This is a genomic window from Mesorhizobium sp. XAP4 (assembly GCF_029269325.1).
GTDB classification, from domain to species: Bacteria; Pseudomonadota; Alphaproteobacteria; order Rhizobiales; family Rhizobiaceae; genus Mesorhizobium; species Mesorhizobium ciceri.
In genome coordinates this window covers 353,976-378,527 of sequence record NZ_JARIXW010000005.1, presented here as the reverse complement: position 1 = coordinate 378,527, position 24,552 = coordinate 353,976, and the positions used below count along the sequence as shown (strand labels likewise).

Below are 24,552 nucleotides of genomic sequence, written 5' to 3'. Positions count from 1 at the left end.
CGCGATCACATCAGCCTTCCCCGAGAAAGGCGCCGATAGGCGCAGGCCGCACAGGAGCCTGCCCACGAAACCGGCCGACCGCGTCGGGCGTGCAACCGGCCTGCCTCGCCACAAGTTCAACTGCGGCCAACTGGCAATAGCGCCCCTGGCAGCGGCCCATGCCGACGCGCGACAGCGACTTCACCCGGTTGGCCTCGCCGCCGCCGAAACCCGCACTCTGGCGTACGGCTCCGGCAGTCACGTTCTCGCAGCGGCAGACAATCGCGTCGTCGGGAAGTGTGCTCACCATCTCGGACGGCCAGGGAAAGGCACGCGCCAGACCGCGGGCAAAGCGCTCGAGCCGCGCGAGCCTACGCAGGTCGACACTGACGGACGGCGCTGGGCGGCCGAGGTCGGAAAGGCACGCCGCCGCCGCAAGGCGCCCGGCGATCTCCGCCCCGTCAGCCCCGAGGAGGCGAACTCCATCGCCCGCAAGATAGACACCGTTGCCGGCCCGCCCCATCCGGTCGATCTTCGGCAGCCATTGCCGCCACTGCTCGTCGTAGGTGAAAGCGCATCCGACAAGGTCGGCCAGATGCGTCTCCGCCCGCAGGTGCCAGCCCACGCCTACCATGTCGCATGGAGTGAGGTGCTGCCTTCCGCCGGCGTCGCGCCAACACATCGCCGTGACACCTTGGCCGTCGGCCTCGATACGTTCGAGCGCAACGCCCGCATGATAGCGACCGCCGAGCCTTGCCCGCATTGCCAGACCGCGCAGCGTGACGAGCGGCCGGGCGGCAAGTTCCCAAAGCCCTCGCATTTGCTGATGCCAAGGTGAGGTGTCGAGCATCGCTGCCACATCTGCTCCGGCTTTGACGAGTTGGGCACCGACCAGTGCCAGCAAAGGCCCCGATCCGATCAGCACGATCCGCCGTCCCAGCGCCACGCCCTGCGCCTTGAGCGCGATCTGCGCCGCGCCAAGGCTGTAGACGCCGGCGCTCTGCCAGCCCGGAACCGGCGCGACACGGTCGGATGCGCCGGTTGCAAGGATCAGACGGTCATAGCTGACTAGCTGCACGCCGCCCTCCCCCAACACGTGCAGCCGCCCCTCTTGCACGGCCATGACCGAGCTGCTGGCGCAATGGGTGAGTCGCCCGCCCGCCGCCAGCCGGTCGAAGAGCGCATGCAGCGCGCGTGCCTTCGCCGCCTCCGACCCATAGAGCTGCTCCGGCGTGCGGACGAACCCGACCGGCGGGCGACGATAGATCTGGCCGCCGGCGCGATTGCCTTCGTCGATCACCACTGGATGGAGTCCGACCTCGACGAGCGCCGCGGCCGCCCTTATGCCGGCGGGACCGGCACCGACGATCACGACCCGTGGCGATAAGGTCTCGCTCACGGCCAGCTCTCAGGCGGCGTCGTGCGCAGCCGCACGCCGTCAGTGATAGAGGTCGAGCATGCCCGCAGGCGCGGTCCTTTCTCTTGCCAGACCCAGCAATCCTGGCAGGCTCCCATCAAGCAGAAACCGGCGCGCGGTTCTGGTCCGAACTCGGACATTCGCAATGCGTGCCCTGACGCCAGCATGGCGGTCAGCACAGTGTCGCCCGCCAAAGCTCTGCACATCTGCCCGTCGAGATAGAAATGCACCTCTGCGCGGTCGAACTCGGCCAGCCGGACGAAGCGGCCAGCGATGATCATTCCGCGGCCTCTCGCACGGGGCGAGGAAGCGGCAGTTCGGGGAAGCGTTCGCAAACGGCATCGAACGCCGCCTGGACACCTTCCGGCCCGGAGCGCCCCTTCATGCGGCGGAAGATTTCCGTCTTGGTGAAGAACCGCCAGTGGATGGGCAAGGCATCCAGGACAGCGTGGAGCCGGTCGTAGGCCGCCAGCGTCCATTGTGCTTCGTAGCCTTCGCGCTCCGGGCCGAAATCGAAATGGCCGGCCGATGGCTCATTGGTTGCGCGTAGCTGCTCCGTCGCCTGCTCGTCGGCCGCACCGTCGCGGATGACGACGCCGTAGTCGCGTTCGGCAGCTGTCGGCGAGAGATAGCCGCGCCGCACATCCTGCGCGACCCGCCAGGGCTCGCGTTGATGCGGATCGCCGCGCCCGCCGCCTCCGGCGGAGCGGATCTCGAGCACGTCGCCGGGCTGCAGCACCGCCGTGTCGATGTTGCCCAGCCGCCGCTCGTGCTCGGTCCCCGGATTGACGATCATATCCGACAAGCCGGCCGCCTTGCCCCCCAGCACGCCCCAGGGACGGAAGAAGCTGCGGTCCCGGTTACGCGCCGTGATCCTGGAATCGGGGGCGAAGACGCGGAAGGCCATCTCGGTTGCCAGCCCGCCGCGCCAACGCCCTGCCCCGCCACTGTCCCTGGCGAGCCCGTATTTCACGAATTCGACCGGGGTCTCGGTCTCGGTGATCTCGATCGGCGTGTTCTTGAGATAGGCGGCATCGGCGCCCGATCCGTTGGTGCCGTCGCGATGCGGCATCGCCCCGCCGCCGCCGACCACCGGGTTCACCGCCGTGATGACGGTCCGGTAGGTGCGCTCGTCCGTGGTCATGACGTTGACGATGCAGTTGTTGCCGGCCGGGGCCGCAGGCAGGCGCTCGGGCACTGCTTGCGAGAAGGCGCCGAAGATGACCGACCGCAGCCGGGCGCAGGTGAGCGAGCGCATGCCCACGGCGGCGGGGTGGACCGGGTTCAGCACCGAGCCCCAAGGCGCGATGCAGGTAAACGGCCGGGTCAGGCCAGTGTTGAGCAGGAGCTTCGGGTTGAGCGTGTAGAGCACGTAGTAGACGCCAACCAGCAGCATGGTGTGTCGCGGGTCGCCGCCCGAAGGCACGTTGAGCGAGGAGCCGAGCTGCGGATCGGAGCCGGTGAAGTCGAGTACCGCCTCGTCGCCCCTGATCGTCAGCGTCAGCTTCAGCCGGCACGGATTGGCCTCGACCGAATCCTCGTCGGCATAGTCGCAGAATTCCCATGTGCCGTCGGGCATGGAGCGCAGCACGTCGCGCGCCTGCGCTTCCGCTTGGTCGAGAAGCGCTGAAACACCTTCGATGAAGCCGGCCTTGCCGAACTTTCTCACCATTGCCTGGATCTTGCGCTCGCCGGTGTTGAGCGCCCCGACCAGCGCCTTGATGTCGCCGATGTTGAGGTCGGGCTTGCGCACGTTGGTGCTCATGATCCGCAGGATCGTCTCGTCGAAGACGCCCCCTCTCACCGGCTTCATGGGCGGAAAGCGGATGCCTTCCTGGTGGATTTCGGTCAGCGCCCGGCTGAGCGAAGCCGGCACTGCGCCACCCATGTCGGTGTTGTGGATATGCCCGCCGGTCCAGGCGACGATCTCGTCGTCGACGAAGACCGGCTTCCACAGATGCGTGTCGGGTGCGTGCGTGGCGACGTGGCCGGAATAGGGATCGTTGGTGAAGGCAACATCTCCCGGCCGGTAGTCGCCGACCATCGCGATCGCGCGGTGATAGGACAGCCCCGGATACCAGGTGGCGCCGAGTTCCATCGGCACGGCGAAGGTCGCGCCGGAACGGTCCATCAGCATCACGGTAAAGTCCTGCGTCTCCTTGACGAAGGCGGAGTGCGCGGTGCGGTGCAACGTGTGGGCCATGTTCTCGGCGGCCGCGCGGGCATGGTTCGCCAAAACCTGGAGGTTTGTCCGGTCAAACATGGCGTCACTCCGCGAAGGTCAGCAAAAGGTTGAGATGGCGATCGACCCGTGCCTGCGCTCCCGCGGGAATGGCGAAGGTGGTGTCTTCCTGAACAACCACGGCAGGCCCGTGGAACGTGCTGCCCGGCACCAGGGCTTGCCGGTCATGGAGGTCGACGGTCTCGACGCTCACGCCCGTGTAGACCGGGAGCCGGCGCGCCGGAATGGCCGGAGCATCGATCTCGTCGATCTCCGGGAGGGAAAGTTTCGGCCCGGCGCCTATGGCCGACAGCCGGGCATTCACAAGCTCGATCTCGCCCTCCGGGTCGTGGAAATCGTAGAGCCGCTCATGGGTGAGGTGGAAGGCCTGCGCGATGGCGGCGATATTGCCGTCCGCCAGCCATTCCGGCAGAAGGATGACCTCGATCTCATAGCTCTGCCCGACATAGCGCATGTCGCAGGTGAGACTGAGCTCCGCCGCCGCATCGTGCCCCTGCGCCGCAAGCCAGTCGCGACCCTCACGCGCCAGCGCCTCGAAAGCCTCGCGAATTCCGGCAAGCGACACGGCCGACAGTGGGCTGAAGATGGTGCGGATGAAGTCGCCGCGCAGGTCCGCCACCAGCCCGCCCAGCGCCGACACCACGCCTGGCCGGCGCGGCGCCATGACGCGCTTCATCCCGAGTTCGCGGGCAAGGAAGGTGCCGAGCATCGGCCCTCCGCCGCCGAACGGCATCAGCGTGAAATCGCGCAAGTCCACGCCGGCGCGCGAGGCGAGCTTCTCGACCTCTACGAACATTTCCGACACAGCGATGTCGAGGATCGCCTGCGCAGCCTGCTCAATGGGGCGGCCGAGCCGGGCGGCAAGCTCGCCGACGGCACGATGCGCCAGGCCGGTATCGATCCGCAACTGGCCATAGGCCATCTCGCTGTGGCCGAGCCATCCGCACACCACCATGGCGTCCGTCACCGTCGGCCTCTCGCCGCCACGGCCGTAGCATGCCGGTCCTGGCGTCGAACCGGCCGATTCCGGTCCGACCCGCAGCACCCCCTGCGCATCGACACTGGCGATCGAGCCGCCGCCGACACCGATCGAGCTCACCGATACGGAAGGGATATGGAGCGGGAATTCGCCGATCAGTTCGCCTGTGCCGAACTGCGCCTCGCCGCCGATGATAAGGGCGAAGTCGGCCGAGGTGCCGCCGATGTCGAGGGTAAGAACCTTGTCTTCGCCTGCCTGGCGGGCCAGCCACGACGCGCCGATGACGCCGGAGGCCGTTCCCGACAGCAGCATGTTCACGCAGGCGTGCTTGCCTTCGGCAGCGTTCATCAGCCCGCCGTTCGACTTGGTCAGCATGGGGCGGGCTGGCGCGCCGAGACCCTTCAGCCGCTCCTCCAGCGCCGTCAGATAGCCCGCGACGCGCGGATGGACATAGCCGTTGAGAATGGCGGTCGAGCTGCGCTCGTATTCGCGGATGACCGGCCAGACCTCGGCCGAGCAAAAGACGAAGAGGTCGGGCGCAAGGCGGGTGATCGCCGCTTTCACGGAAGCCTCCTGCGCGGCGTTGCGCCAGGAATGGAGGAAGGCCACGATGATCCCCTGCGCTCCGTTCGCTTTCGCCACGGCCACCGCCCTCTCCACCGCCGCCAGATCCGGTGCCTGGGATTCGCTCCCGTCGGCGCGCATGCGAGCCGGAATGCCGAAGACCATGTCGCGCGAGATCAGCGGGTCCGGCCGCGAGCAGAACAGCGAATACATGTCCGGCATTCGCAGCCGCGCGAGCTCGATCACATCCTCGAAGCCGGCATTGGTGAACAGCGCGAGCGGCGCGCCCTTGCGTTGGATGACCGTGTTGATGCCGACGGTCGTGCCGTGCACGAAGCGCGTCATGTGCCTGGGATCAAAGCCTTCGCGCTCAGCCAGAAGGGTGAGGCCCGTCATCAGCTCGGCGCCCGGGTCTTGCGGCGTCGTCAGCACTTTCAGCGAGGCGACACGACCGGAACGGGATTCAAGCGCGCAGAAATCGATGAATGTCCCGCCGATATCGACGCCGACCTTCCAGCCGGCTTCGTTGCGCGCCTCGTCCATCGCGATGGCATCATCCATGATGCGTCCCTTCCTGTCTGCCAACCAAAGCTGACACGACAGGATGGCCAGGGTCCAAGACGTATGACGAGCACGGATATAAGTTTTGCTTATGCCCTTGGGTCTCGCTGGCTCAAGACAACGGAACAGGCCGCGCGGATTTCATCGCGCATCAGCTCGTCGGCCAACGAAAGGGCTCGTGCGCGCGAAGTAAGCAGCGCGATTGGGAATTCCGGTCCTGCCGAGAGCGGCCTGACGGCAAGCCCGGCAAACTGGTGCCACGGCAGCAGGGCGTCGACGAGCCCGATACCCAGACCGGCCTGGACAAAGCCGACCGCGGAGATGGATATGTCGATCTCGAGCGACGGCGAAAGCGTGACGCCCTGCGCGCGGGCGGCATGGGCCAGTTCGTCGGCGGGACGCGTGTTCCCGCGATAGGATATCAATTCTTCGCCGACGAGATCGGCGAGCGTCACCTCGGTTTTCCCACCCAATGCATGCCCGGCGGGCAGCAAGCATGAGAAGCCGACGCTGCCGATCACTTCCGCCTCGATATCGGGAGGCAGGCGGTCGTCCATGGCCACGCCGACGCTGGCATCACCCGTGCGCAGCATGTCGATGATCGCCGCGATCGGCGCGCTGTGGGAACGCAACAATATATTGGGATGCTGCGCCCGGAATTTCGTGAACGCGCGCGGCAATATCGCCATGGCGGGCGGCGGAGACGCAGCAACCCTCACCAGCCCGGCGCGCCCCAATCGCAGATCCGTGGTCTTGCGGCGCAGCCCGTCGAGCCCTGCCGACAGCCTCTCGGCATCGGGGAAAATCTCCAGGGCCTCCGGAGTCGGGCGTAGCCGACCCTTCACCCGCTCGAACAAGGCGAAACCGAGTTCGTCCTCTGTGTGAAGCAGAATCTGGCTGAGCGCAGGCTGGGAAATGTTCAGCATCCGCGCCGCGGCGGTCACGGTGCCCGCGCGCATGACGGCGATGAATACCTCGAGCTGACGCGCCCGCATTGCCACTCCATAGGTCAAGCTTATGGCTGCTATCCAAACCCATCTTTGACGCAATGCAGCGACGCGGACAAGATCGGCGTTCAAGGATCACCCACCCTGCACAAGGAATGACGATGGACGTGATCGTGCTGGGCGGCGGACTGATGGGGACGGCTTCGGCCTATTTCCTCGCCGGGCGTGGCGTACGCGTGACGCTGATCGAGCGCAATCGGATCGGCACCGGGGCAACCGTCGCCTCCTTCGGCAACATCCGGCGCACCGGACGTCATCTGTCCCAGCTCCCGCTGGCTCACCGCTCGCTCAGGCTGTGGGGCGAGATCGAAAAAATGCTTGGGCGCGACGTGGAATTCCGCGCCACCGGTCATATCCGGCTGGTCTTCGATGCAGGTGGTCTCGCCGACATGCGGATCTACGCCGAGGCAGCGCGGCCCTGGGGCCTCGAGCTGGAGGAACTCGGACAGCGCGAGATTCGCGCCCGCTTTCCAGGCCTCGGTCCCGACGCCATCGCCGCTTCGTTCTCGCTGCAGGACGGCAGCGGCAATCCGCGGCTGATCGCGCCGGCCTTCGCCGAAGCTGCCTGCAAGCTCGGCGCGGAAATCATTGAGGAAGCCGAGGTCGGCAAGATCACGTACACAGGCTCCAGTTTCATTGTCGCCAGTTCAAAAGGTACATTCGCCGCCGGCTGCTTGCTCAACACCGCCGGAGCCTGGGGCGCTCGTATCGCCGCACAGTTCGGCGAGGAGGTTCCGCTCGACGCTCGCGGCCCGCAAATGGGCGTGACTGAACCGCTGCCGCATCGAATCCTGCCGGTGGTCGGCATCTGGACGCGCGACAAGGACTATGGCGCCTATCTGCGTCAGGTCGAGCGGGGCAACATCGTCTTCGGCGGAGCGGCCGAAAGAGTAGCGGTGGACCTCGATCGAGGCCACGCGGCCGCCGACCCCATGCGGCTGCCCACGCAACTGCGCGCCGTCGCGCGGCTGCTGCCGGCGATCGCTCAGGTCGCGGTCATCCGCACCTGGTCAGGCTGCGAGGGCTATGTGCGGGACATGCTGCCGGTCATGGGGCGTTCGGCGACGACGCCAGGGCTGTTCCACGCCTTCGGCTTCAGCGGACATGGCTTCCAGCTCGGTCCGGGCGTCGGCGACGCCATGGCAGAACTCATCACGACCGGCCGCTGCGAAACGCCACTCGATGATTTTGGGATAGACCGCTTCAATCTTGGAGCCTGACGAAGCGGGTCGATAACCAGGCCCCTGCTTCTTTTGACGGAGAAGAAGGAAGCTTGCATCTGTCCGAGTGCCCGCTATCGGACTACTCGTTTCGGACGGCTAACGTCCGCTTTGGGGGCGCGAAGCAGCCATTATCCCGCGCTATGTCCGGTGGAATGTGGCGACTGTGCAGCCACTAGTCCTTACCGCTCATCAGCCCATCAAGGATGCGCTTGGCCGGGAGCTCGGGCCAGGCAGAAGTGCGGCGCTGCGGTTCGTTTTGCCGTGAACGCCCCGCCTCAAGTATCCGTCGTGAGACGGCCTCCTGCTGCTGGCGCAGGTGGTCGCTCAGCAGCTTGTTGCGTGTGATGTAGCCGGCATTAACGCCCGGAATTGAGTGGTTCATCAGAAGGTGAACATCCAACTCCGCAACGCCTACGGCCTGCGCGATTGTGCGGAACGTCTGCCGCAGGTCATTGCCCCATTTCGACAGATCGTCGCGCTTCTCCTTGTGCTCGACCATGTGACCGCTTCCGCTGTCGGCGGGGAAGAGCCATTCACGCGATTGGTTGGCGTAGAGAGCCCGGCCAATACGCATCGCTCGAACCAGACAGCGGATCATGGCTCGCGAAAGCGGAATGTCAAAAGCCTTGGCCTCGCCGCCCTTCGGTCTGGGTATGTGCAGGGTACGCGCGCGAAAATCGACATGCTCGACCCTTGCCTTCCTGATCGCTTCAGGACGATGGCCCGAAAGCAGCATGAACAGATGGAACTCCCGCCGGACAGGGTTCTTCAAAGCAGCGAGCTGGGTGAACCACCCTTCCAGATCCGACAGGCCAAGCGCGGAGTTGCGCCGGTGTTCGGCATTCCAGTCTATGGCTGATACCGGATTGTCCGCAGGCAACGAGCGGGCAGCTTTGCGAGCATGGTTGTAAACAGCCCGCAGCGTTCGCATGCAGCCATTGGCGATGTAGGCGCCGTTTTCCTTGGTCAGTTTCTCGTGCCGTGCCGTTACCAAGGCAGGATCATTGCCAAACTTGGACAGAGGTTCGTCAAGCCAGTCAGCCAACAGCCGCTCTACATTCCTGTCGGGATCACCATGCTTTGCATCAGCTTAGCAAATTGACGTCGTACTTTTCGCGAAACAGTACGACGAATTCTAATCTCGGCGGGAATGCATCACCGAACAAGGAACGATCAGCTTCGCTACGAAGAGCGGGCACTACAATGGCCCTTTGTCTGGCCGAAGGCTGCCTGCAGGATCATTAGGAGCTGATGGTTGACCGTGGTGCGCTGTGACCTAGCTTAAAGTTCATGATGGACAGTCCTAAGCCCGGAAATGGCGAATTGTCCGCACCGGCGAACTCTCGCGAGGTTGCTATGCAGAGGCGCAAACCGGCGTTTCAGAGCCCTGCATGCGTCCTTGGTCGGCCATTGCCCGCTACGGAATATCAACTGCGGCGATCTATCGGCACGCGACCGGCGCCCCGCCATCCGCAACAATTCGCAAGGACCAGAAGGATCCCGAAGAAAGCGACGCTCCGAGAGCGGTAAGGCCTTGGCGAATACCAAGGCGAATGACCAGACATCGCTTTATGAACTTGGCAATACACCCAGAACGCACGGGCACGGCAATGCCAAATTACCTTGCCGAAATGTATGCAAACGACGTAAATCTGGCCATTCTGAGCGCAGTGGTGACGCTTGCATCGGTGGGCGTCTATCTTGTGCTCCGGCGTATCCTTGCCGCGGTGCGACGGCGCCGCCTTGCAGCGTTTGACGAAGGCAGATCCGGTATTGCCGACGAGGCTTCTTGGGAATGGGAAAGCCCGGCCGGACTTGTCGCCGGGCCTGCTTCTTCCAAGGCTGCCAACCCCTTGCATGCGGTCGGCCTGAATGTTCGGGCTCAAAATACCAACTACTCTCGGTTCGGAGTGCGAATCGAACATTTCGCCGCGACATCCGAACCCAGCGGGTGCTCGTCAGTGGTCGAGACCGGTGCTCCTGCACCGAACAGAGTGCAGTCTGGCCGGCTTGCAGCATCCATCAGCGCGATCGCGGAACGTGGGAAGCGGATTTGCGGGTCGGCATGGAACCAATTGCGCCATAAGGCTTCACCGCCAAAAACTGCTCCGTTGGCCTATGCTGCGGATCGCGGTTTGAATTTCACAGCTCAGATGGGAGATCCCGGCTCGGCCATGGCGCCTGCCTCAAACCCTGTCGTTCGCAGGCCGATCGTTCTTGTATCGCGCTTGGGTCTCGCCGCCATTTGTCTGGCCGCGCCGATTGGCTATGCGATGACGAGACAAATCTGGGTCGAAAGCGCTTCCGCAATCTCGCAAACCCAAGATCAGGCCCATCGAGACCTTTCGCGCCCGCTGGGACATCAGGCGAGTGCCGAATTGCTTGGCCCGGATCTCACGGCTAACCAGGCGCAAGCCGGGACGGATCGTGCTCAGGCTGCCGCTGCAAGACAATTGGCCGACCAGGAGCACCGGGCGGCGGAAGGCGAGCGTGCCAGGAGCGCCGCTCTGCAGGGAGCGCTCCTCGAGGCGAGCAAGCAGATCCACACGCTGAGGGCAAGCATGGCAGCTGCCGATGACGCGCGCGAGGAGCGGTTGCGCAATGAACTCGCGGCAGCCCGCACCCTTGACGCGTTGCGGCGCATTGCGGGAGAGGCCGGCACGATGCTGAGCGAGGGCGCCAGCTATGTCCTTAAGGAGATGCCCGCTGCTCATCTCGAGCAGGAGCAAGCCCAAAGGCAGGCGCGCGATTTATCGCAAGCGCGCGTCCAAATTGAACAGCTTGAGACCGAGGCCGCCAAGGATCGCGCCACGGCCAAGGCTTCACTGGTGCAGGCGAGCGGCATACTCGACGACGAGCGCCGGAAGACGGAGCTGCTTCGTGGCGATCTCGCCGAAGCGAAACTGGCCAATGCCGCACTCATGAAGCGTACGGCTGCGGCTGAGCGGGAACGGACCGACGCGGTCACAGCGAGACAACAAGTGGAGCGGACCGCAGCTGACACGGAGCGAACGCTCGCACGAGAACGCGCTGCAGCAGCAGCGGCCGTTGAGGAGCTGAAAGAAGCTCGCATCGAGCGCCAGGCGGCTGAACTGGAGCGAGCCAAAGCAGTCTCAGCGAAAGAGCGTGCCGAGCAGGCCGCAACCGAGACGGCACAGGCCCTGGCACGGGAACGTACTACAGCCGTCATGAATCGTAAGGATCTCGACAGAGCACGCATCGAGCGCGAAGCCGCCGCCCAAGCTCTTTTGGTGCGTGTCGCTAAGCTTCAGGAGGCTCTGGACGAGCAACGCGAGGCCACTGTTTCTCTTGCCCGCGACTTGGCTGCGGCGCGCGGGGACAACGACAGGCTCAGGACCGAGCGCCGCAGCGCGCAGATCGAACCGCCCCTGAAGCCGCGTTCTGGCCGCGCGGCAGCCAGCCAGGTGAAGGCCGTCAGCAAGAAGATTGGCAAGGTTCGCAACCCTTCGCGGATGACCCGGGTGCGTTCGATCACACTTCCTTATTCGCTCTTGCCAAGACACGTGACACCGCAGTGATTCCGACTGCGCGGTCGCTTCCGTGGAAGGCCATTTTTGATGCCCCGCACCCCTTCGTAACACATCCGAGGCCTGCTGCCATTTCGGCCAAAGATGAATGGCCTCTCGAATTCACCCTGCTTCATCAGCGAGAGTGTTCTGCGCGATGCGCTATGTCAGGCCGATCACGCTGCCTGTCGCGTCCAATTCGCATTGGATCGCCGCCTGCCGCGTTTCCACGCTGCCTTGCCGCGCATAGTCGATGCTGACCTCGATGGGGGCCGAGATCGTCGCCCGACTCAACTGATGTACGAAGCCCGCGCTGGTGACGCGCACGCTGGTCGCCCCCAACGGAGCGGCGGCCGACTCGATGGCATCATGGCAGGCCCGAACGACTTTATCCGGGACGCCCGGCAGCGCCTCGGTTCGGCTGACTGTTGATTGAGTTTTGCTGTCGCCGGGAGGCTGGAGAGCGGCCGGGAGGTCGAGCGACTGTCCGCCCCTTGCGGACGCAACAGCAGTGGCGGTGGCCGAACCTACAGTCCCCGGGGCTGTCGTAGTGCCGCTTGTGCTGGTCTCGCCGTCGTCCGCCGACGAACTGGAGCCGCCGGGGTCGTCGCCAGTCCCTTTGTGCGAGCCGCCCTCGTTGCCGCCGGCGTCATGACCTCCACCGCCCCCATGGTCACCAGAACCATGGCCGCCGTTGCCATGCCCTCCGCCTTGCTGACCACCGGTTGCAGCTCCTGCGCAAACTGCCGCGATCGAGCAAGCTAAGACGAAATACGCACAGGTGAATCGACGCGATTGACGCACGACGACCTCCATGGATGCGTCGGTCCAACCGTCTTTCCGCGGCGTGCAGTCAGAACGGCGCGAACCGCCGCTGCCCCCGAGGCAACCTCGCGATTGCCGCGCCCCCGAAAGAACTAGGGGATCAATCCGGTGTATCAAGGATACCTGGCCGGTAAGCACCGATGAGAGATCGCTTGGCTGGCGAGTGCCGTATCATTCATGTCGAGGCCGACCGTCTGGATGACGCCACAGACGCCTTCATGACCCAATGACCGGAGTCCGAGGAGTGGCCTGGCCGAGGCCCCGGCGAATGCAGAGATCAGCGAATACGCTTACCGCGCCCAGGTCAGCGCACCTCCTCCGAGCCCATCGGCGACACCCCACGCGATGTCGGTTGGGATGGCCTCCAAAAGGCCCCCGGAGGCACGAAAAAGCGTTCGCTTGAGCACTCGCCGCGATGGCGGGCCAGACGGATCACCCCGCTTCAGCCGACCCGCACGACAAAATGCTTCGTCACCGGCTCGATGATCTTCCAGGTTCCCTTGAAATCCGCTTCCACCACGAAGGCGTCGCCGGGGCCGACCTCGACCGGCGTGCCGCCGTCCGGCGTGATGATGATGCGGCCGGCGATCATGTGCACGAACTCATAGTCGGTATAGGTGGCGTGATAGGTGCCGGGCGTCGCCCGCCAGGTGCCCGACAACACCTTGCCGTCCTCGGTCGTGTGCTGGACGGCGGTTTGCATGGTCGGCCTGCCCTCGACGACGATCCAGCCAGCCAGATCGCCTGCGTCCGCGTGTTCGACGGTGCCGAATTTGAGGATTGTCTCGCGTGTCATGTGCCGAACTCCGTTTGGGGATTGCGTGGCGCTGTTTGCCTGGCCGGTCAGATAACCGATGCACCTGCCGCGAGCAATGCCGCCGCCATACGGCCGGCACCTTGGCTGACGGTGCATCAAACAAAAACCCGCCTGTGCGGCGGGTCACTGGCGCAAATCAGCACCATAGGCAAAAATGTACCATAGCTGAGGTCACCGAGTCAAGAAAAAATTCCTATCGCGAAAAGCTGGCGGCGCAAAAGCTGCCAGCACTGGCTGCCACGAGGCCGTTTGTTGATTTTGAAGTCAGAGCCCTGCATGCGGCGCACGCCGCGTCCTTCGGCCCTTGACAGGCGGGTCAGGGTTTGTGATGCGCCGAAACCAGTTCCGCCTTGCGCCTTGCCGTCTCCAGCCCGAGCCCGATGAAGGCGCGCGCGTGCTTGGCCAGCGCCATGTTGTCCGTCCACAGATTGCGCCAGATGGCGGTCTTCTTCGACAGGTGCTCATCGACGATTTCCGAAGAGAAGGATTCGAAGCTGAGATCGTCGCTGTAGCCGATCGCCGTCAGCGCATCGAAGATCGCGGCGAAATCGATATTGCCGGTGCCGAGGAAGCCGCGATGGCTTTCGCCGATATGGACATAGCCGATCTTGTCCGCGGCTTGACGGATGGCCAGCCCGACATCGGCCTCCTCGATGTTCATGTGGAACGTGTCGAGATGCAGGAAGATGTTGTCCGAGCCGGTGTCCTCGATGAAGGCCAGTCCTTGCGCGGCGGTGTTGAGCAGATTGCTTTCGAAGCGGTTGACGATCTCGAGGTTGAGCGTGACGCCGGCCGCCTTGGCTGTCTCGGCAACCTTGGCCAGCGTGCCGGCACTGCGCTGCCATTGATCGCGCGTCGGCGCCTCGACCTGCAATCCGTGGCTGGTCGAGAGAATGCCGGCGACCTTCCGGCCGCCGAGGTCGCGCGTCAGCGCGATGGTGTCGTTGAGGATTTCGACGCCGCGCGCGGCAATCGCCCTGTCGGCGCTCGAAATATCGCCGTCACCAGGCAATCCGATGCTGATCGCCACGCCGAGGCCAAGATCGGCGATGCGCCTGGCGAGCCCGCCGATGTCGACATTGGCGGGGTCGAGATAGGAGAATTCGATGAGGTCGAAGCCGGCCTCCCTGGTGTTGGCCAGCGTGCGCTCCAGATCGGCCTGAGCCGAGCTCGCCGACCAGACGAAAGAATGGATTCCAATACGCGACATCATCGTCTCCGGTGCTGACAAGGTGCGGCCGGGTCATCCCGGCCGCACCGGCCTTGGGAAGAATTTAGCGGGCTGCGGTCCAGCCCTTGTAGTCCTTCAGGTTCTCGGCCGTGATCAGCTTCGGGTCGAGCAGAACGGTCGGCTCCGCCGGCTTCTTGCCGGCCAGCAGTTCGGCCGCCATCGTCAGTGACTGGCCGGCCATTACATAGGGATCCTGCGAGGCCGAGGCCTTGATCATCGAGGTGCCGGAAGAGAGTTCCTTCTCGATATCGGGCGCGCCGTCGACGGCGGTGAAGATGAACTCCGAACGGTTGAGCTGCTTGGCCGCGAGCTGGGCGCCGATCGCCGTCGGGTCATTGATGGCAAACACCGCATCGATCTTGTCGAAGCGGGTGAGCAGCGACTGGAACACCTTCAGGCCGCCGTCGCGCGAGCCTTCGGCATTCTGGTCGTCGGAGAGGATCTTGATGTCGGGATGCTGCGAAAGCACGTTCTTGCAGCCCTTCACCCGCTCCAGGATCGACGACGATGCCGGTCCATTGAGAATGACGTAGTCGCCCTTGCCGCCGGTGTGGTCGACCAGGTACTGGCAGGCCTCTTCGCCGGCCTTGACGTTGTTGGTCATCACGGTGACGTCGGCGCCCGGAGCCGAAACGTCGAAGGCGGCAACGACGATGCCCGCGGCCTGTGCCTTCTTCACCGCCGGCGCGATCGCCTTGGCGTCGACGGCATTGAGCATGATCACGTCGACACCGGCGGCGATGAACGAATCGACCTGCGAGACCTGCTTGTTGAGGTCATAGTCGGCCGATACCGAGGTCACCTCGACTTTCGGGTTGATCTTCTTGGCCGCGTCCTCGATGCCCTTGATGGTGGCGACGAAGAAGGGATTGCCGAGTAGGCCGACCGAGATACCGACCTTGTTGAGGTCCTTGGCCGAAGCAGGCGCGATGGCGAGCGACGCGAGTGCGACGCCGCAGAGCAGTTTGGCGATGGTTTTCATTGCTTTCCTCCGATTGCCCCGCGCCTCTCACGGTGCGTTACACAAACCGGTCGTTGACGCCGGCGACTAAGGTCAATCACGTTCTTGCTCCTGCCTGGAGCCTGTAGCGGTCGAGGGCGACCGCCACGATGATGACCAATCCCTTGATGATGTACTGCCAGATGTCCGAGACACCGGCCAAGATGAGCCCGTTGGAGAGCACCGCGATGATCAGGCCGCCGATCAGCGTTCCCCAGATCGAGCCGACGCCGCCGACGAAGCTGGTGCCGCCGAGAATGACCGCGGCAATGGCGTCGAGTTCGTAGGACTGGCCCAGCTGCAAGCCGTTGGCGGCGTAGAGCCGGGCCGCCGACATGGCGCCGCCGAGGCCGGCCAGCAGGCCGGAAACGCCATAGACGAAGAGCAGCACCAGCGGCACCTTGATACCGGTCAGCCGCGCCGCTTCGGCATTGCCGCCGACGGCGTAGATCCAGGTGCCGAGCACGGTGCGCTTGAGCACCAGCCAGGACAGCACCACCACCGACAGTGCGATGATGACCAGCCACGGGATGCCGAACAGCGAACCGTTGCCGATGAAATCGAACGGCAGGTCCGAATTGAACACCGTCGTGTCCTGGCCGAGCAGGCGGGCGACACCGCGCACCGCGGTCAGCGAACCCAGCGTGACGATGAAGGGCGGCAGCTTGATGTAGGCGATGAGCAGCCCGTTGATGAGGCCGAAGCCGAGGCCGACCAGAATGGCCGCCGGCACGCCGAGCAAACCCCAGTCCGACACCAGCGATACGATCACCGCCACCATCGCCGATGCGGCGAGGATGGCGCCGACAGACAGGTCGATGCCGCCGGTGAGGATGACGAAGGTCATGCCGGCCGCCAGCACGATGTTGATCGACGACTGCTGGGTGACGATCAACAGGTTGGTCTCGGTCAGGAAGCGCGGGTTCAGGAACTGGAAGCCGGCCGCCAGCAGGATCAGCACCGGCAGCATGCCAAGGGCAGCGAAAGCCGTGCGCAACCGTCGGCTCGTGCCGGTGGCCTGGCCGCCTGCGCTGATCTCGGTCGCCTTGTCGGTCATTGCTGAGCCGCTCCCGTTGCAAGTTCCATGATTTCCTCCTGGCTTAGCGGTTCGCCTTGCGATGCCGTCACCTCGCCCGATATCTTTCCGTCGCGCATCACCAGCACGCGATCGGCGACACCGATCACCTCGGGCAGTTCGCTGGAGATCATCAGGATGGCGATGCCCTGCTTGGCGAGATTGTCGATCAGCCGGTAGATTTCCGATTTCGCTCCGACATCGACGCCGCGGGTCGGCTCGTCGAGGATGACGACCTTCGGCTCGGTCTCGAGCAGGCGGGCGAGCAGCACCTTCTGCTGGTTGCCGCCCGACAGCGAGCCGGCATTGGCCTGCACCGAACTGGTGCGGATGGAGAGATCGGCAACGGCCTTGGAAGCACGCCTTTCGGCGGCCGCGAAGTCGCGCAAGCCGCCGGCGCGCGAATCCCGCGCCAGCACGCCCATGCTGATATTGTCGGAGATCGACATGTCGAGGAACAGGCCGAGTTCCTTGCGGTCCTCGGTCAGATAGGCGATGCCGGCATCGAGCGCCTCGCGCGGCGAGCCGATGGTTACAGGTTTGCCGTCGAGTTCCAGCGTGCCTGAAATGTGCCTGTCGGCGCCGAAGATCAGCCGCGCCAGCTCTGTGCGGCCGGAACCGACCAGACCCGCCAGCGCCAGCACCTCGCCCTTGTGCAGGTCGAACGAACAGTTTTTCAGGAGACGGCCGTCGGACATGGCGCGCACCGAGAGCGCCACCGCGCGCTTTTCGTCCGGCGGCCGATGATCCTTCTTGTAGAAAGCCGACAAATCGCGGCCGACCATCATCGAGACGAGGCGCGAGGCACTGAGGTCGGCACGCTCGAGCGTGCCGACATAACCGCTGTCGCGCAGCACGCTGACGCGGTCGGCAAGCTGGTAGACCTCTTCCATGCGGTGGCTGATGTAGATGATGGCGATGCCTTGCGATTTCAGCGTCGCGATGACCTCGAACAGCCGGTCGGTCTCGCGCGAGGTCAGCGACGTGGTCGGCTCGTCCATGACGATGATGCGCGCATTGGTCGATAGCGCGCGGGCGATCTCGACCAGCTGGCGCTCGCCGAGCGACAGGCTGGAGACCATGTCGCGGGCCGAAAAGGAAACGCCGAGCCGCTTGATGATCTCGCTGGCGCGCCGGGTGCACTGGTCGCGATCGACGATGCCGAAGCGTCGCGGCTCGTTGCCGAGGAAGATGTTCTGCGCCACCGTCAGATTGGGCGCCAGCGACAGCTCCTGATAGATCACCGCGACGCCGCTGGCGCGCGCCTTGATCGGATCGCCGGTCGCAGCCGGCATGCCGTCGATCAGGATCTCGCCGCCGGCATCCGGCCGATAGGCGCCTGAAAGCACTTTCATCAATGTCGACTTGCCGGCGCCGTTCTCGCCCATCAAGGCGTGCAGCTCCCCGGCATGGGCGCTGAGCGAGACATCGTGCAAGGCACGGATCGCGCCGAACGTCTTGGAGATGTGCCGCATCTCCAGCACCGGCTGGCGCGCCGTCTCGGCCTGGGCAATCGCACTCATCGCGCACCTCCCACTGCCGCACCGGCGACGCCCTGGTCCATCGTGGCGTCACGCCAGTTGCTGCGATAGCCTGCCAACCCGGTGAAACGCGACGCGTGCACCGGCTCTGGAACTTCGGCGGCGAATTCGCGCCCGACGCTCTCGAAGGCGAGCGCCGCTGCACCCGTGGCGCTGCCCTCCAGCGTGGCGCCCTGCAGGAAAGCCTGGCCGGGACGCAACTGCGCCAGCAGTCCGGCCAACACACCGCCTGTGTTCAGCCCGCCATCGACGATCACCGTGTTGTTCGAATGGATGAGGTCGAGCGACAGATCGACCATCAGCGCGACGTAGAGCAGCGCCGCCGCCGCGCGTTCCTCGGCATCGGGCGTGCGCCCCACCAGCCGGCCGGACTGACTGGGCATCGGCCCACCTGGCGCGAAGCTCGGCAGCGCCATGATGCCGGCATCGATCACCCGCTGCACCACCGGACGGGCGATCTCGCCTTGCCAGCCGCCGCTGATGGTTGCGAATTCGCGCCCGCCCATGAAGCGAATGGTCGGCACCGGGCCGCCATCGACATCGACGTTGACCAGCATGTCGCGATCCCGGTCGAGCGTGTCGAGCGGGCAGTCCGGATTGAGCACGACGACCCAGGTGCCGGTCGAAACGACGGTGACCGGGCCAAGCTCCTGCCGGCGATAGGCATAGAGCGCCGCATTCGAATCATGGACGCCGTTGTGGATGGCGATCGGTCGCGCCGCAGCGCCGAGGCGGTGCTCGCCGATAACGGTGCCGGCGCGCTCGAAGCCAGGCATCCGGTCACGCCAGCCCTGCGCGTCGACCAGCGAGGAAAAGTCCTGGCTCCGCGGCGCCCACAGATGCGAATGGCAGCCGAGATAGGACACTTCCGAGACCGCCCGCCCGCCAAGGCGCCAGCTCCAGTATTGCGGATAGCCGAGGATCGATTTCGACGTAGCGAACGCGTCGGGATCGACCTCCTGCAGCCACAGCATGTGGCGGCCGTAGTTGAAGCCGAGCGGCAGCCGCGGCGAAAAGGTCTCCGAAAAGTCCGGAATGCGGCGATCGATCCGCGCGGCAATCTCGGCCGGCGGCTCTTGCTCGTAGTCGAGGATCGGATGCGTCAGCGCCGCTTCGTCGACCAAGGCAAAGGTGCAGCCATGGCCCGACACCATGACCCCTTCCACTCCATGACCGTCGACCGTATCGGCAACGGCGCTGAGCGCCCAATGGTGGAGCGCCGCCTCGTCGAGCACGCTGAAGCCGCCTTGGCGCATCCATTTCGGCTGTGTCCGGCGCTCGTCGATGATCCGCCCGTCCTGGCCGAAGACGAACAGCTTCGAATTGGTCTTGCCGAAATCGAGGACAGCCACCTTCACTGGATGGCTCCCGAGGCTATCCGCACCATGACGCCGGCGTCTTCCAGCATGCGCGCATCGGCGTCGGAGAGACCGTCGTCGGTGACCAGCGTGCCGATGCGGGAAAGCGGCAGCGCGACATTGCGCGCGTGGATCGACAGTTTGCGGCTGTCGGCCAGCACCACGATCTGGTCGGCGCAAAGGCTGAGATCGACGATCGAGCGTACCAGCAGCGGGTGCGATTCCATCACGCCTTCCTGGCCAAGGCCTTGCGCGCCGAGAAAGAATTTGGAGGCATAGAAGGGCACGGCCTGGCTGAGCGAATGGATGATGCCGGGTTCGCGATGCAGATCACCGCCCGCAACCGTCAGGCTGCAATGGCCGTGGTCGCTGAGATAGGCCGCCAGCGGCATCGAGTTGGTGTAGAGGCGGATGTTGCGCTCGGCCAGCTTGACGCCCAGATGGAAGCAGGTCGAGCCGCCATGCACGATGACGGCGTCGCCGTCGCGCACCATGGTCGCCGCGAGAGCGGCGATCTGCCGCTTGGCCTCGACCGCAAGGTCGCGGTTCTCGTCGTAAGGCCTGGCGTAGGCAACACCGGCCTGGGAAGCGCCGTCGAGCGCCGAGATGCCGCCATAGACCTTCCGCGCTTCGCCGGCCTCGTCGATCCTGTCGATATCGCGCCTGACCGTCGCGGCTGAAACGCCAAGCCGCTCCTGCAACTCGCGCACCGAAGCGAACGGACGATCCCGCAACAGTTCGACGATCTGACGCTGACGGCCGGAGTCGCTCAATTCTTTCCTCCCGGATGCCATTTTCCATGGCAATTGGCGTAACTTACTCAACATTAGTCGGATTGCAAGCGTGTTTGATGACAGTAGATCACTATTGACGTAGATCACTCGTTTCTGCGATATCAGCGCCAATTCGATCCCGGCAACGGGATTTCGCGCAGGACACGGCCGAGCCGTTGGAGGAAAAGCGCCATGGCGACCCAAGCTGACGCGCAGGAACTGGCGGCCTTGCGGGCGCTTTCGGCCAGCATCGGGCGGAGCCCGCATCTCACCCAGGCGGCAGGCGGCAACACCTCGCTGAAAGCCGGCGACACGCTGTGGATCAAGGCCTCCGGCACCTGGCTGAAAGACGCGCTCGTCGATGACATCATGGTGCCGGTGGCGATGGCGCCGCTGCTGAAAGCCGTCGAACAGCGCGATCGCGCCGCCGACCAGCCGCAGGGTTTCACCATTGCAGCGCTCAACCCGCGCGGCCTGCGGCCATCGATTGAGACCACGGTGCACGCTTTGATGCCGCAGCGCGTCGTTCTGCATGTCCATTGCGTCGACACCATCTCGCTTGCCGTGCAGGCCGATGGCGAGGCCGAGGTCGCCAAGCGGCTCGATGGCATCGAATGGGCCTATGTGCCCTATTTCCGGCCCGGCCTGCCGCTTGCACGCGGCATTGCCGAAAAACTGCGGCCTGGTGTCGACGTGCTGATCCTTGGCAATCACGGGCTGGTCGTCGCTGCCGAAACCGTCGCCGGGGCGGAGCTTCTGCTGCGCCGTATCAGGTCATTGCTGGCCCGGCCGGCGCGCGCGACCGCCGCACCCGACCTCGACGCCTTGGCCGCGCTCGCCGGCGACAGCGGCTACAGATTGCCGGCCGATGTCGAAGCGCATGCGGTTGCGCTCGACCCTGAGAGCCGCCGCATGGCGCAGGCCGGCAGCCTCTATCCGGACCACGTCATTTTCCTCGGCCAGGGCTCCGTCGTGGCGAAGTCAGGCGAGGCCGTGGCCGATGTCGTTGCACGACTGGGCACGTCGCCTGCGGCGATCCTGTTTCCCGGCGCAGGCGTGCTGATGCGCGGCGACGCCAGTGCCGGCGCCGATGCCATGCAACGCTGCCTCGCCGACGTGACGGCGCGTGTCGACATCGCCGCGCGGCTGAACTATCTCACCGCCTCCGAGAATGACGAGCTGGTCAACTGGGACGCCGAGCAATATCGCCAGAAGCTCAACGCGGGTGGCGGCTAGCATGGACATGATGCCACTTGTCATCGGCATCGACATTGGCACATCAGGTGCGCGCGCCGTCGCCATGCGCCCTGATTTTTCCATAGCCGGGCATTCGGCCGTTCCACTCGACAGGTTTGGCGGCGATGGCCGAGCCCCCACGGCGTGGTGGCAAGCGGTCAAGGCGGCGCTGACGGAGCTGCTTTCCGGCATCGACCGCACGGCGGTCCGCGCCATCGCCGTCGACGGCACCTCCGGCACGCTGCTGCCGGTCGACGCCGCCGGGCTGCCGCTGGCCGAACCGCTGATGTACAACGACAAGGTCGATGACGACGACATCCTGGCCGCGATCGCCCGCACCGCGCCGGCTGCAAGTGCAGCGCACGGAGCGACATCCGGCCTCGCCAAGGCCCTGCGCTTCCAGCATCTACCGGGCATTGCGGCAGTGCTGCATCAGGCCGACTGGATTGCCGGAAACTTCTCCGGCCGCTTCGACGTCAGCGACGAGAACAATGCCCTGAAGACAGGTTATGATGTCGAGGCCCGCCGCTGGCCGGAATGGATCGCGGCGACCGGAATGCGCATGGAGTTGCTGCCGCGCGTGGTCGTGCCGGGCGAGGTCACGGGCGCCCTCACCGCGGAAGCCGGGGAACTGTTCGGCTTGCCGCGCGATGTGGCCGTCGTCGCCGGCACCACGGATGGCTGCGCCTCGTTCCTGGCGACCGGTGCTGCCGCGATCGGCGACGGGGTCACTGCGCTGGGATCCTCGCTGACCATCAAGATCCTGTCCGACCGGCCGATTTCGGCGCCGCGCTTCGGCATCTACAGCCATCGGCTCGGCAACGCCTGGCTGGCGGGCGGTGCCTCGAACTCAGGCGGCAAGGTGCTGGCCCAGCACTTTCCGCTCGCCCGTATCATTGAACTCAGCGCGACAATCGACCCGGAGACGGGCACCGGCCTCGATTACTATCCGCTTCCCGCCACGGGCGAACGGTTTCCGATCGCCGATCCGGCGCTGCCGCCTCGCCTTGCGCCGCGGCCGGCGGACGACGCCGATTATCTGAAAGCGATGTTCGAAGGCATCGCCGCGATCGAAGCGCTCGGCTATGACAGGCTTGCCGAACTCGGCGCGCCCACGCTGATATCGGTCAGGAGCGTCGGAGGCGGGGCAGCGAACCCGGCCTGGACGGCAATCCGGCGTCGCAGGCTCGGCGTCGATTTCCTGCCCGCGCTTTCCGACGAGGCCGCCGCCGGCACGGCGCGGCTGGCGCTGATGGGTGCAAGCCGGGCAGGACTCCTATGAGCGCGAAAACGATCGAACGTCTCGACGGCCTCGGGCCGCTGGCGGAGCGCTATAATGTGTTCCTGCTCGACCAGTTCGGCGTGCTGCACGACGGCACGCGGCCCTATCCAGGCGCGGTGGCAGCGCTATCGGCGCTGAAACGCGCCGGCAAGACCGTGGTGCTGGTTTCGAACTCCGGCAGGCGGGCTCAACCCAATGAAAGCCGGCTCATGAAACTCGGCTTCGAACCGGGAAGCTGGGATCATTTCGTTTCTTCCGGCGAGGTGGCGTGGCGATCCTTTGGGGAGATGGCGGCGTCGGGAAAGCTGCGCCCGGGGACAAAATGCCTGCTGATCAGCCGCGACAATGACCGCTCCGCGATCGAAGGCCTGCCATTTGCGCTGACCGGGTCCGGCGATGAGGCCGAGCTGGTGCTGATCGCGGCCAGCGAGGGTGACCGCTTTGACTTTGACCATTATCGCAGGCTGTTCGCGCCGGCGGCGGAGCGGCGGGTGCCGTGTTTCTGCACCAATCCCGACATCATCATGCTGACGGCCGTTGGCCCTCGTTTCGGCGCCGGCCGGTTGGCCGATCTCTACGAAAGCCTGGGCGGCAGCGTTACCCGCATCGGCAAGCCCGACACCGCGATTTTCGACGCCGCGCTGGCGCTGGCCGGCGAGCCGGACCGTGGCACCGTGGTCTGCGTCGGCGACAGCGTCGAACACGACATATCGGGGGGAAACAGCACCGGCATCGCCACCGCGCTGGTGCTGAGCGGAATACTGGCGGACACACCGGATCTCGCCGCTGTTTTCGACGAACAGCAGGCTTGGCCGGACTACATCATGGACAGCTTCAGCTTCCGCTGACCGCTTCCAGCATGCGCCGCGCGCTCTCCTCGTCGGTGATCAGGATGGTTGGGGCGATGAGGGTCATGGCGCCGAGCAGCGCTTCGGTCTTCTCCTCGCCACCGGAGGTGAGGATGCGGATCGGCGCCTTGCGCAGACGGTCGACATCCACCGACATCACGTGGCTGTTGACGGGATGGTCGACCAGATCGCCGTTGCGGTCGAAGAAATGGAACAGGAGGTCACCCACGGCGCCACGCGCAAGCAGGGCCTCCCGATCCGCCTCCTTGAGGAAGCCACCACGAGAGAAGGTGGTGGCCGAGGCGATCCCGCCGACGCTCAGCAGAACGGCATCGAGCACGTCGGCCATTTCGAAAATCTCCTGCAGGCCGCAGCGCTCGATCAGGGCGATCTTGGTCTCGACGCTGTCGACCACGGCTGGTGTCGGCATCAGATAGCCGTCGCCCTGGAATATCTGAGCGAAGCGCCAGGCGAACTCGGCTGGGTTGACCCGGCGCACGACGCCGACACCGCCAAGCAGCGAAATCACCTTGAAGTCGGTGAGCGACTTGGCGCTGATGAAAGGCAGGCTCGAGAACAGCGTCTGCCCCCAGCCGACGCCGACCCGCATGCCGGACTTCATCGTGTCCGACAGGAAGCTGCCGGTCTTGGCGCTGATCGCTGGTATCGGATCGGCATCGGCTGCCGAAAGCGGCGCCACCAGCGCCTGCTGCAGCCCGAACGTCTTCTCCAATGCGCGCTCAAGCCGCACGATTTCCGACAATTCGCTCTCGATGGTGATCTTCACTTCGTTGCGCGCCCGGGCATCCGCCAGCATGCGCACGATGGTGACGCGACCGACGCCGAGCACGTCGGCGATCTCGTTCTGCGTCATCTGTTCGACGAAATACATCCAGGCGGCGCGAATCCTGAGGCGATCCGTCCGGCTTTCGCTGGCGACCTGCTCGGTTGCCTCGCCTCGACCGTCTTCGCTTTCGCCCTGTCGTCGTCTGCCCAAGTCTGTCTCTCCCCCTGCGGCGACGGACGAGGGCGCCGCCGCCGATTCTGCATGCTGGTCTAGTATCGCC

The 24,552-nt window shown here is 65.2% G+C and carries 20 protein-coding genes; 5 read left to right on the top strand and 15 right to left on the bottom strand.

Features of this window, described 5'->3' with window-relative positions:
- Positions 1 to 10: 10 nt before the first annotated feature.
- The 5 genes from P3C39_RS23215 to P3C39_RS23195 all read right to left on the bottom strand — a co-directional run bounded on the left by P3C39_RS23215 (position 11) and on the right by P3C39_RS23195 (position 6,737).
- Positions 11 to 1,378 carry an FAD/NAD(P)-binding oxidoreductase gene (locus P3C39_RS23215; protein ID WP_275954293.1) on the bottom strand — a complete coding sequence of 456 codons (1,368 nt, stop codon included), beginning with the start codon at positions 1,376 to 1,378 and terminating at the stop codon, positions 11 to 13.
- The gene (locus P3C39_RS23210; protein WP_275954294.1) at positions 1,375 to 1,677 is read right to left on the bottom strand and encodes a (2Fe-2S)-binding protein; all 303 of its coding nucleotides are present in this window, start codon (positions 1,675 to 1,677) and stop codon (positions 1,375 to 1,377) included. The genes P3C39_RS23215 and P3C39_RS23210 overlap by 4 nt, the downstream gene beginning before the upstream one ends.
- A complete protein-coding gene (locus tag P3C39_RS23205) occupies positions 1,674 to 3,659 on the bottom strand; it encodes a hydantoinase B/oxoprolinase family protein (RefSeq protein ID WP_275954295.1) in 1,986 nt (661 codons plus the stop codon). Before P3C39_RS23205 ends, P3C39_RS23210 begins: the two co-directional genes overlap by 4 nt.
- A 4-nt stretch (positions 3,660 to 3,663) precedes the next feature.
- Positions 3,664 to 5,742: a hydantoinase/oxoprolinase family protein gene (locus tag P3C39_RS23200; protein ID WP_275954296.1), complete on the bottom strand. Its 2,079-nt coding sequence runs from the start codon at positions 5,740 to 5,742 to the stop codon at positions 3,664 to 3,666.
- 89 nt (positions 5,743 to 5,831) lie between these two features.
- Positions 5,832 to 6,737: a LysR family transcriptional regulator gene (locus P3C39_RS23195; RefSeq protein ID WP_275954297.1), complete on the bottom strand. Its 906-nt coding sequence runs from the start codon at positions 6,735 to 6,737 to the stop codon at positions 5,832 to 5,834.
- A gap of 113 nt (positions 6,738 to 6,850) precedes the next feature.
- Here P3C39_RS23195 and P3C39_RS23190 point away from each other — a divergent pair, with 113 nt between their 5' ends.
- The gene (locus P3C39_RS23190) at positions 6,851 to 7,969 is read left to right on the top strand and encodes an FAD-binding oxidoreductase (protein WP_275954298.1); all 1,119 of its coding nucleotides are present in this window, start codon (positions 6,851 to 6,853) and stop codon (positions 7,967 to 7,969) included.
- 175 nt (positions 7,970 to 8,144) lie between these two features.
- Here P3C39_RS23190 and P3C39_RS23185 read toward each other — a convergent pair whose 3' ends face one another.
- Complete coding sequence (locus P3C39_RS23185; protein ID WP_346016454.1) at positions 8,145 to 9,017, bottom strand: tyrosine-type recombinase/integrase; 873 nt, start codon at positions 9,015 to 9,017, stop codon at positions 8,145 to 8,147.
- A gap of 565 nt (positions 9,018 to 9,582) precedes the next feature.
- Here P3C39_RS23185 and P3C39_RS23180 point away from each other — a divergent pair.
- Positions 9,583 to 11,511 (top strand): hypothetical protein, encoded by a 1,929-nt coding sequence (locus P3C39_RS23180; protein WP_275954299.1) that lies wholly within the window; start codon positions 9,583 to 9,585, stop codon positions 11,509 to 11,511.
- Between the two features lie 150 nt (positions 11,512 to 11,661).
- On the opposite strand, the gene P3C39_RS23175 is transcribed toward P3C39_RS23180, so the two are convergent.
- From P3C39_RS23175 to P3C39_RS23140, 8 genes are all read right to left on the bottom strand, one after another.
- Positions 11,662 to 12,315, bottom strand: a complete 654-nt coding sequence (locus P3C39_RS23175) for a hypothetical protein (RefSeq protein ID WP_275955453.1) — start codon at positions 12,313 to 12,315, stop codon at positions 11,662 to 11,664.
- A 451-nt stretch (positions 12,316 to 12,766) separates the two neighbouring features.
- Positions 12,767 to 13,120 (bottom strand): cupin domain-containing protein, encoded by a 354-nt coding sequence (locus P3C39_RS23170; protein ID WP_024503728.1) that lies wholly within the window; start codon positions 13,118 to 13,120, stop codon positions 12,767 to 12,769.
- A gap of 337 nt (positions 13,121 to 13,457) precedes the next feature.
- A complete protein-coding gene (locus P3C39_RS23165; RefSeq protein ID WP_275954300.1) occupies positions 13,458 to 14,351 on the bottom strand; it encodes a sugar phosphate isomerase/epimerase in 894 nt (297 codons plus the stop codon).
- A gap of 64 nt (positions 14,352 to 14,415) precedes the next feature.
- Complete coding sequence (locus P3C39_RS23160) at positions 14,416 to 15,354, bottom strand: ABC transporter substrate-binding protein (RefSeq protein WP_013529341.1); 939 nt, start codon at positions 15,352 to 15,354, stop codon at positions 14,416 to 14,418.
- 76 nt (positions 15,355 to 15,430) lie between these two features.
- Entirely contained in the window at positions 15,431 to 16,429 is a 999-nt protein-coding gene (locus P3C39_RS23155) for a ribose ABC transporter permease (protein WP_064993089.1), read from the bottom strand.
- On the bottom strand, positions 16,426 to 17,970 hold the full coding sequence (locus P3C39_RS23150) for a sugar ABC transporter ATP-binding protein (protein ID WP_275954301.1): 1,545 nt from the start codon (positions 17,968 to 17,970) through the stop codon (positions 16,426 to 16,428). The genes P3C39_RS23155 and P3C39_RS23150 overlap by 4 nt, the downstream gene beginning before the upstream one ends.
- The gene (locus tag P3C39_RS23145) at positions 17,967 to 19,346 is read right to left on the bottom strand and encodes a carbohydrate kinase (protein WP_064993090.1); all 1,380 of its coding nucleotides are present in this window, start codon (positions 19,344 to 19,346) and stop codon (positions 17,967 to 17,969) included. Before P3C39_RS23145 ends, P3C39_RS23150 begins: the two co-directional genes overlap by 4 nt.
- A complete protein-coding gene (locus tag P3C39_RS23140; protein ID WP_013529337.1) occupies positions 19,343 to 20,119 on the bottom strand; it encodes a DeoR/GlpR family DNA-binding transcription regulator in 777 nt (258 codons plus the stop codon). The genes P3C39_RS23145 and P3C39_RS23140 overlap by 4 nt, the downstream gene beginning before the upstream one ends.
- 192 nt (positions 20,120 to 20,311) lie before the next feature.
- Here P3C39_RS23140 and P3C39_RS23135 point away from each other — a divergent pair, with 192 nt between their 5' ends.
- From P3C39_RS23135 to P3C39_RS23125, 3 genes are read left to right on the top strand one after another with little or no spacing between them, the layout of a single operon-like run.
- Positions 20,312 to 21,355: a class II aldolase/adducin family protein gene (locus P3C39_RS23135; protein ID WP_275954302.1), complete on the top strand. Its 1,044-nt coding sequence runs from the start codon at positions 20,312 to 20,314 to the stop codon at positions 21,353 to 21,355.
- A gap of 7 nt (positions 21,356 to 21,362) precedes the next feature.
- Positions 21,363 to 22,637 carry an FGGY-family carbohydrate kinase gene (locus tag P3C39_RS23130; RefSeq protein ID WP_275954420.1) on the top strand — a complete coding sequence of 425 codons (1,275 nt, stop codon included), beginning with the start codon at positions 21,363 to 21,365 and terminating at the stop codon, positions 22,635 to 22,637.
- Positions 22,634 to 23,485, top strand: coding sequence for a TIGR01459 family HAD-type hydrolase (locus tag P3C39_RS23125; RefSeq protein WP_275954303.1), 852 nt, complete (start codon positions 22,634 to 22,636; stop codon positions 23,483 to 23,485). The genes P3C39_RS23130 and P3C39_RS23125 overlap by 4 nt, the downstream gene beginning before the upstream one ends.
- Here P3C39_RS23125 and P3C39_RS23120 read toward each other — a convergent pair.
- Positions 23,472 to 24,482 carry a sugar-binding transcriptional regulator gene (locus P3C39_RS23120; RefSeq protein ID WP_013529333.1) on the bottom strand — a complete coding sequence of 337 codons (1,011 nt, stop codon included), beginning with the start codon at positions 24,480 to 24,482 and terminating at the stop codon, positions 23,472 to 23,474. The two genes, P3C39_RS23125 and P3C39_RS23120, sit on opposite strands and share 14 nt — an antisense overlap.
- Positions 24,483 to 24,552: the final 70 nt, after the last annotated feature.